The sequence below is a fragment of the uncultured Paenibacillus sp. genome (assembly GCF_963515335.1).
GTDB lineage: Bacteria > Bacillota > Bacilli > Paenibacillales > Paenibacillaceae > Paenibacillus_I.
Genome location: NZ_CAUPYC010000102.1, coordinates 1 through 8,777, shown reverse-complemented (window position 1 = coordinate 8,777; position 8,777 = coordinate 1). Strand labels below are relative to the sequence as shown.

Below are 8,777 nucleotides of genomic sequence, written 5' to 3'. Positions count from 1 at the left end.
GGTTCGCGCCGCCGGAGGCCTACGGCGGCGCCGACGCCGCGGACGGCATCGTGCTGCGCGCGATGCCCGGCGGCGCCTTCGGCTCGTTCACGGCGGAAGCGCGTGAACGGCTGTTCCGGGAGCCGTACCGGGTGGCTCCCGCCTCGGACAGGATGGGGTGCCGCTTATCCGGGCTCCCGCTGGAACGGACAGACCGCGCGGAACTGAGATCGCGCGGCATTATGCCAGGCGCCGTTCAGGTGCCCCCCGGCGGCCAGCCGATCGTGCTCGCCGCCGATTGCCAGACGACCGGCGGCTATCCCGTCATCGCGCATGTCGCGACGGCGGATTTGCCGTTGCTCGCCCAGGCCAAACCGGGCGACAGCCTCCGCTTCCGCGAGGTGACAGTCGCCGAAGCGCAGCGGCTCGACCTCGAACGGGAAGCGTCGCTTCGCATGCTGGCGGCCGGGCTGCTCGGCCGGACGCCTGCAGCGCCCATCCCCGCTTCTGCGAGATGAAAGCCGCCCAAGCGCAGCGGCTCAACCGATAAGCATGCCGCCGTGGGCTTGCCGTCGGCCTGTTCGGCCGTTCATTCCGTTAGCGGAACATCGTCCATTCCATCCATGAAAGGGGCCAACCATCGTGAAGCACTCATTCGAGCCCGACGATACCGGCCTTGCGCCGGACGACCTTCATACCCATACCGCCCGACTCCGCGTCGATCTCAACTGCGACTTGGGAGAAGGCTGCGGCGCATACTCGTTCGGCCAGGACGAGGCGCTGCTCGGGCTCGTTTCCTCGGCCAATATCGCCTGCGGCTTCCATGCCGGAGATCCGCATACGATGCGAGCGGCGGTAATAAGCTGCATTGAACACAACGTGGCGATCGGCGCGCACCCCGGACTTCCGGACCGGCTTGGCTTCGGACGCCGCGAGATGGCCGTGACGCCCGAGGAAGTGTATGATTTCGTCGTTTATCAAACCGGCGCGCTGCAGGCAATCGTACATGCGCAAGGCGGCAAGCTGCGGCATGTGAAGCCGCACGGCGCCCTCTACCATATGGCGAACCGGCAGGAGGACATTGCGCAAGCGATCGTTAAAGCCGTGAACGACATCGGCCCGGGCATCGCTCTATTCGCGCAAGCGGGCAGCCTGTTCCTGAACGCAGCCGAGGCCGCCGGTCTCCAGGCCGTTTCCGAAACGTTCGCCGACCGCCGCTATATGCCGGACGGGTCGCTCATGCCGCGCAGCCATGCGGGCGCTCTTCTTTCCAAGGAGGAAGCCGTGCGACAGGCATGCATGCTTGCGGAAAGCGGAAAAGTCGTGGACGCATCGGGCGGGATTCTTGCCGTTCGCGCCGATACGATCTGTGTACACGGCGACGGGGCGGAGGCGGTTGAACTGGCGGTATCGATCAGGAAAGCATTCGGTGAGCGTGGCATCCGGCTTTTTCCTCCAACCGTTAATGGCTAGCGAATGGTTCGCGAGCCGCGCCTTGCAAGCCGAAACGGCTTGGACCGATTCATTTCCGCAACATAGAGGAGAAACGCTATGCAAACAGAACGTCATCGCGTATTTATAGGGACACGGCCAGGGGCTGTCCTGGCGTGCCGGCCGACTTTTGGCCCGACTATTGGCTGGATAAGCAACGGATAAGATTGCATGAAAAAAGACGCCGTTAAGGGCGTCTTTTGGAATTTCATGCTATAATATGGCCAAGTACATAGAACGGCTTAAGGGCGGTCGGCATTCCTCCGAAAGGAGGTGATGCGATGGAAGTATACCAAACTTTGACGCTGATGATTTCATTTGCGACTCTGGTTGTGCTGATACTTTCTTTCCATAAAAGGAAATAGACCGCCCTCTCACAAAGGTTAACGGTCTATTTCTGTACCTAACTTTGTTAAGCCGCCGCCCTTAAAAGCGGACTATCGTACCCGACCGCAGGTGTTACAGCACTTGCGGTCTTTCTATTAATAACCATATCACTGATCGCTCATACAATGCAAGCAGTTCTTCACACCCCCACCTGCATCAGCGAGCCCCGTATCCGATCCGCCGCTTCGACCATTCTGCGAAGGGACAGCAGCGTTTCTTCGGTGTTCCTCGTCTTCAGGCCGCAGTCGGGATTCACCCAGAGCAGCTCGGGCGGGACGGCGTCCAGCGCTTCGCGGATGATCCGCTCCATCTCCGCCGTATCCGGAATGAACGGACTGTGAATGTCGTAGACGCCGAGGCCGATTCCTTTATCGTACCTCTCTCCGCGCAGCGCCTCGATCAGCGTGCCGTGGCTGCGCGACGTTTCCAGCGAGATGACGTCAGCGTCCATGTCGCGGATCGCGCCGATCATTTCATGAAAATCGCAATAGCACATGTGCGTGTGGATTTGCGTCGTATCCTGCACGGTGCCGACCGCCCGCTTGAACGCCTCGACGCCCCAGCCGAGATACTCCTGCCATTCCCTGTTCTTCAAGGGGGCCCCTTCACGAAGCGCCGGTTCGTCGACCTGGATCATGCCGATGCCGGCCGCTTCGAGCGCCTCCACTTCGGCGCGGATGGCGTCGGCAAGCTGGAAAGCGACGGCTTTGCGCGGAATGTCCGTGCGGACGAACGACCAATTCAGCATCGTCAAAGGGCCTGTCAGCATGCCCTTCACCGGTTTGTCCGTCAAGGAAGCGGCATAGACCGTTTCCGGCACCGTCATCGGCGCCGTATGCGCGATATCGCCGAATAGGACCGGAGGCTTTACGCAGCGGGAGCCGTACGACTGCACCCAGCCGTTATCCGTAAACACATAGCCTTCCAGGCACTCGCCGAAAAATTCCACCATATCGTTCCGCTCGAATTCTCCGTGCACGAGCACATCCAGCCCGAGCTGTTCCTGGACCGCAATCCACTCCGCAATTTTGGCCCGGATGAACGTCTCATAAGCGGCATTGTCCAGCTCGCCCTTGCGCCATTGCCGGCGCGCTTTGCGGATCTCGGAGGTCTGCGGCAGGCTGCCGATCGTCGTGGTTGGCAGCAGCGGCAAGTTCCACTTCGCCTGCTGCGCCTTCCGGCGCTCCTCGAATGCCGGCCGCCTTGCGACGGCGGCGCCGCCGTCAACCGCACCGTTCACCGGCGAGAACCGGTTGCGTTCCGGACTTTTCCGCAGCGCGTCGAACAGCAGGGTGTTATCCTGCAGCTCAAGCTTGACGGCGGACAAACCTTCACGCATTGCCGCCCGCAAAACGGCCAGCTCGCCGAGCTTCTCGTCGGCAAACGCCATCGCCAGCCGCTTGATGCCCTGCAGCTTTTTCTCATGCTTCAAGGTTACGGGGGCGTGCAGCAGGCTGCAGGACGGCTGCAGCATGATCCGTTCCGGCGCGATGCACTGCTTCAAGCTGTCCAGCAAAGCCAGCGCGGCCGTCAGGTCGGTTCTCCATATATTGCGTCCGTCCACGATGCCCGCGCCGAGCGTCATCTGCGGGGGGAAGCCGTACCGGGCGATCTGCTTCAGCGTCGCCCCTCCGTCGTGCACGAAGTCGAGGCCGATGCCGTTCACCGGCAGCGAGACAAGCGCCTCGTAATCGTCCACCGCGTCGAAATACGTTTGCACGATAAGCTTCAGTCCCGGTGCGGCCGCACGCAGCACATGGTACACTTCGTTCAGCAGCGGCCAGTCATTCGCGGCGACATCGAGGGCCAATGCCGGCTCATCGATTTGTACCCATTCAGCGCCGGCCGCCTCCAATTGAGCCAACACTTCGGCATATACCGGAAGGAGCTTGCGAACGGCCTGTGCAAAAGCGCCGGCGGCCACGCCCTTCGACAGCCGCACGAACGTATATGGGCCGACAAGAACGGGCTTCGTCACAAGCCCGAGCTCCGCTTTCGCTTCCTCGAAGGCGGCGAGCCACGGATTCGACCGCAGCGCCGGCGCCGATTCCGGCCCCCACTCGGGCACGATATAATGGTAGTTCGTGTTGAACCACTTCGTCATTTCGCAGGCGGCGATTCCTTCCGCTCCGCGCGCCATAGCGAAATACAACGCCGGAGCGCCGTCCGCCTTCAAACCGCCGAAACGTTCCGGCACCAGCCCGAAAGCGACGGTGTGGTCGAGCACATGGTCGTATCGCGTAAAATCCCCGGCAGATATGAGATCAACGCCTGCATCGTGCTGTTTCTTGATATTTTGCAAGCGGAGGCGCTTCATTTCGGCTTCCAGCCGTTCCTCCGGCAGCTCGCCCTTCCAGTAGGCTTCCAAAGCCTTTTTCCACTCCCGCTGCTCTCCGATTCGCGGATATCCGAGATTGGATACCGTTCCGATCCCGTTTCCGTTTCCGTTTTGGTTTCCGTTGCTTGTCACTTTTGCAATTCCTCCTTGCCGAGGATGATAAATCGCCTTTCCTTAAAGAATAATAATAAATATACATCTAAATGTATAAATATGCAACAAGCGAAATCACTATGCAAAAACCGCCCGAACGTCACTATGGACGCCGGGCGGTTAGCTTTTCTGCTCGCTCCTACAAATCGCCCCAGTTCAGATTCGACGACTTGCTGTAGTTCGTCACCTTTTGCTCGAAAAAGTCGGTTTTCATGCCGTTCATGTTGCTGAAGCTTTCGACCCATTTCATCGGATGCTCGGTAATTTCCGGATACAGGATGTCGAGGCCGAGCTTGCTCAGCCGTTCGTTGGACAGAAATTTGATGTACTGCTCCAGAATGTCGTTGGTGAGGCCGGCGATCTGGTTGTTCGTGATGTACTGGCCCCATTCGACTTCGTTCTCGACGGCGGTGCGCATCATTTGGCGCAGCTCCTCAATCAGCACCGGCGTGAACAGCTCCGGATTCTCCTTGCGGACCTCGCGGAAAATGCCCTGGAACAGCGCCAGATGCGTCAGCTCGTCGCGCTGGATGTATTTGATTTCCGACACGGTGCCGAGCATCTTGCCCTGGCGCCCGAGGGCGTAGAAGAAGCTGAACCCGCTGTAGAAGTAAATGCCCTCGAGAATGTAGTTCGCCATGATCGTTTTGACGAGATTTTGCGAGGAAGGCTCGGCGATGAAGTTCTCGTACAGGTCGGTGATGAACCGGTTCCGCTTCAGCAGGTTTTTGTCCTCGCGCCATGCGTTGTAAATCTGGTCGCGCACGTCCGCGGAGCAGACGCTGTCGAGAATATACGAATAGCTCTGGCTGTGCACCGCTTCCTGGAACGTGTGGACGGTCAGGATCAGGTTGACTTCGGGCGCGGTGATGTACTCGTTGATATTCGGCAGATTCGCCGTCTGCAGCGAGTCGAGGAAGATCAGGAAGCTGATGATTTTATCGTAGCTGTTGCGCTCGGACAACGACAGATTTTTATAATCCTTCGCGTCCTGGGCCAGCGGAATTTCCTCGGGAATCCAGAAGTTGTTCATCATCGTCCGGTACATTTTCGTCGCCCAGTCGTATTTCACGTTGTTGAGCTCGATCAGGTTCGTCGTATTGCCGCCGATCATCCGGCGTGCGCCCCAGTCGCGGTCGCCGTGCTCGTTGAACAGCTTTTTTTTCTGCAGATCCATCGGTAAGCCTCCTAATATCGGTTATCTTCATATATCACCGCTGTATGTCACTGCGACGGCCCGAAACGGAAAGGAAAGCTGCGGCGCGTTACGCGCTGCAGCTTACACAGTCCTCCACTTCCAGGCTCTTGTTGCGGCAGTAGTAGACGGTTTTCAGCCCGTTCTCCCAAGCCGCCATATACAGGTCCAGAAACGCTTTGGCGGAATAATCCGGCGTGATGTACAGGTTGAACGATTGCGCCTGGTCGATATGGCGCTGGCGGCGGCCCGCCGCCTTGATGCTCCAGTGCTGGTCGATGTGATGCGCTTCTTTATAATACCAGAAAGTCTCGTCGTTCAGGTTAGGCGCGGTTTGCGGAATGACGGCGTTTTTCTTCTCTTCGATAAAGAACTTGTTGAAAATCGGGTCGATGCCCGCCGTCGAGCCGGCGATCAGCGACGTGGAGGCGGTCGGCGCGATGGCGAACATCCAGGCGTTGCGCACGCCGTTCGCGGCGACTTCCTGCTTCAGTGCCTGCCATTCCGCGCTGTCGTAGCCTCTGCGGTCGAAGTACTCGCCCGATTGCCACTCGCTGCTCTCGAAGGCAGGGTAGGCGCCTTTCTCCTTGGCGATTTCCATCGAGGCTTTCACGGCGCAGTAGTTGATCCACTCGTACAGCGAATCGGCGGCGTCGAGATGCTCTTCGGATTCCCAGGCGATCCGGTTCAGGGCAAGCCACTGATGGTAGCCGCTCGTGCCGAGGCCGACGGCGCGGTATTTCTTGTTGGTGATTTCCGCCATCGGAACCGGATAGTGGTTCAGGTCGATGACGTTGTCCATCATCCGCATCTGGCAGGCGACGACTTCGGCGATCTCTTCCTTCGAACGCGTGCGACCGAGATTGAGGGAGGACAGGTTGCAGACGACGTAGTCGCCGCTCTTCGTCTTCGTCGTGATGACGCCGTCCTCATGCGTTGTCTGGACATATTCGGTCGGGCTCATGTTCTGGCATATTTCCGTGCACAGGTTGGAGCAATAGATGATGCCGGAATTTTTGTTCGGGTTCGCGCGGTTGACGGTGTCGCGGTAGAACACGAACGGCGTGCCCGTCTCGAACGAGCTCGTCAGAATACGCTTCATGATGTCGATCGCCGGAATTTCTTCCTTCGACAGCTCCGGATGGTTGATGCACTCCTCGTAGCGGCGTTCCCACTCGTCCCCCCATGAATCCTCAAGCGACCAGCCCATGTATGTGCGAACCTCGTGCGGATCGAACAGGTACCAGCTGTCGCGCTCCTGCACCTTCTTCATGAACAGGTCGGGAATGCAGACGCCGGGGAAAATGTCGTGCGCCTTCATCCGGTCGTCGCCGTTGTTCGTCTTCAGGTTCAGGAAATCGAGGATATCCTTATGCCACACGTCGAGGTACACGGCGACTGCGCCCGAACGGACGCCGAGCTGGTCGACCGCGACCGCGGTGTTGTTGAAGTTTTTGACCCACGGCACGACGCCGCCGGCCACGCCTTTGTAACCGCGGATGTTGGAGCCGCGGCTGCGTACCTTGCCGACGTAAATGCCCATGCCGCCGCCGAATTTCGATACCTGCGCGAAGCTCGAGTCGACGTTGTAGATGCCCCACAGGTTGTCGGGGACGGTGTCGATGAAGCAGCTCGACAGCTGGTGGAACGGCTTGCGCGCGTTGGCGAGCGTCGGCGTGGCGACCGTCATCTGCAGGCGGCTCAGCACATCGTAGAACTTGCGGGCCCAGCCGAGCCTGTCCTGCTCCTTCATGGCGAGGTGCATGGCCACGCCCATGAACAGCTCCTGCGGGAGCTCGAGAACCTCGCCGTTGAAGCCGCGGATCAGATAGCGGTCGGACAATGTTTTCAGCCCGATATAGTTGAACAGGTAATCGCGCTCCGGCGCGATATAGTTGCCGAGCTCGCGAATTTCTTCCCGGGTGTAATGCTCCAATATGTATTTGCCGTAGAAGCCCTTCTCGGTCAAGTAAGTAATGAGCGAGTAGAAGTCCCCGTAGCCGAAATAACCGTATTTGCGGTTAATGGCGGATTCCTTGTACAGATCGTACACGAGCAGCTTGGCCGCGACATACTGCCAGTCCGGCTGTTCGATGCTTGTTTTCTCGACCGCCACCTGGGTGAGCGTGCGCTGGATTTCCTTCGTCGTGATGTTGTTGCGGAAATAGGGCAGAAGCGCCGTTTCCAGCTCCAGCGGGTCGCAATCGTCATAACCGTCGCAGGAGAAATCGATTACTTTTTTGAGCTTCGAAAAAATAAGTTCTTCCTTCTGGCCGTTCCTTTTAATAATATCCACCGGCAACGTCACTCCTTGTCGAAAACAGTCGTTACAAAATTAGGTCAATACAATATGTAGAGGTACAAGGAATAAGGTACACCAATATATAGTGCAAGTCAATAGGCGCTTCGACACGGTTATCCATTGCCGGAGCGGCGGCGAGCGTCAGATGAAATACGGGTTTACATACCTATGGGGGTAAAATCGCGGGTTACGTCTCCGCTTTTATCGCAGGCGCGCGTAGGCACCGAAGTGAAGAAAGACGAGCTTCATCCGGGAGACCTCATTTTTTTCAATACGGACGGCAAAGGAATTTCGCACGCAGGGATTTATATGGGAGACGATCAATTCTCGCATGCTTCCAACGGCAAAGGTGTCCAGATCAGCAAGCTGTCGGAAGCTTATTATGCGAAAAGAAACGTAACCGCGCGCCGTGTCGCGCTTTCGGTGAAGATTATACGACCATAACCGACGCCGAACATGACACATTCGATGGGGAATGACGAGCGGGAATTAATTCTTATCAAACCTTAAGGTTGCTTTCATTTAGGTCTTAGTCGGATTGTATAGGATAATAGCATCAAGATAAAGGAGGCGGATTCAAATGTCGGGTTCCAGGAAATTACTGATTGGCGCGGCTGTCGTTGCTGCCGTTGTCCTGGTTGTACTGCAGAAATGGCAATGGCTTCTGTACGGGGCACTTCTCGCTTGTCCTCTCATGCATTTGTTCATGCACGGCGGACACGGACATGGAGGCCGTCACAATCACGCCGAGCACAACAAAGACGGACAGCACAACAAAGACGGACAGCACAACAAAGACGGACAGCACACCCACCAGGATGGCGGTTCCCGTCCCGATGCTCACGCCGGTCACCGTCATGGCGGCCGCAGCTGCCACTAACTCAAATATTAAGCCCCAGGCTATGCCTGGGAGAACTGAACAGGAAGAGCCG

Annotated in this window: 8 protein-coding genes; 5 read left to right on the top strand and 3 right to left on the bottom strand. The window is 58.0% G+C overall.

Going from position 1 to position 8,777, the window contains the following annotated elements:
• Positions 1-50 precede the first annotated feature (50 nt).
• The 3 genes from RWM61_RS19595 to RWM61_RS20370 all read left to right on the top strand — a co-directional run bounded on the left by RWM61_RS19595 (position 51) and on the right by RWM61_RS20370 (position 1,835).
• The gene (locus RWM61_RS19595; RefSeq protein ID WP_314003982.1) at positions 51-497 is read left to right on the top strand and encodes a hypothetical protein; all 447 of its coding nucleotides are present in this window, start codon (positions 51-53) and stop codon (positions 495-497) included.
• Positions 498-621: 124 nt separating this feature from the next.
• Complete coding sequence (locus RWM61_RS19590; RefSeq protein ID WP_314003980.1) at positions 622-1,452, top strand: 5-oxoprolinase subunit PxpA; 831 nt, start codon at positions 622-624, stop codon at positions 1,450-1,452.
• A gap of 299 nt (positions 1,453-1,751) precedes the next feature.
• Complete coding sequence (locus RWM61_RS20370) at positions 1,752-1,835, top strand: putative holin-like toxin (RefSeq protein ID WP_373887467.1); 84 nt, start codon at positions 1,752-1,754, stop codon at positions 1,833-1,835.
• 161 nt (positions 1,836-1,996) lie between these two features.
• On the opposite strand, the gene metE is transcribed toward RWM61_RS20370, so the two are convergent.
• The 3 genes from metE to RWM61_RS19575 form a co-directional block, all read right to left on the bottom strand.
• A complete protein-coding gene (gene metE / locus RWM61_RS19585) occupies positions 1,997-4,327 on the bottom strand; it encodes a 5-methyltetrahydropteroyltriglutamate--homocysteine S-methyltransferase (RefSeq protein WP_314003977.1) in 2,331 nt (776 codons plus the stop codon).
• Positions 4,328-4,487: 160 nt separating this feature from the next.
• Positions 4,488-5,525, bottom strand: a complete 1,038-nt coding sequence (locus RWM61_RS19580) for a ribonucleotide-diphosphate reductase subunit beta (RefSeq protein WP_314003975.1) — start codon at positions 5,523-5,525, stop codon at positions 4,488-4,490.
• An 88-nt stretch (positions 5,526-5,613) separates the two neighbouring features.
• Positions 5,614-7,839: a ribonucleoside-diphosphate reductase subunit alpha gene (locus RWM61_RS19575; protein WP_314003974.1), complete on the bottom strand. Its 2,226-nt coding sequence runs from the start codon at positions 7,837-7,839 to the stop codon at positions 5,614-5,616.
• Positions 7,840-8,013: 174 nt separating this feature from the next.
• Here RWM61_RS19575 and RWM61_RS19570 point away from each other — a divergent pair, with 174 nt between their 5' ends.
• Both RWM61_RS19570 and RWM61_RS20365 read left to right on the top strand, forming a co-directional pair.
• Positions 8,014-8,289: a C40 family peptidase gene (locus tag RWM61_RS19570; protein ID WP_399539085.1), complete on the top strand. Its 276-nt coding sequence runs from the start codon at positions 8,014-8,016 to the stop codon at positions 8,287-8,289.
• Positions 8,290-8,425: 136 nt separating this feature from the next.
• Positions 8,426-8,725, top strand: coding sequence for a DUF2933 domain-containing protein (locus RWM61_RS20365; protein WP_399539083.1), 300 nt, complete (start codon positions 8,426-8,428; stop codon positions 8,723-8,725).
• Positions 8,726-8,777 lie beyond the last annotated feature (52 nt).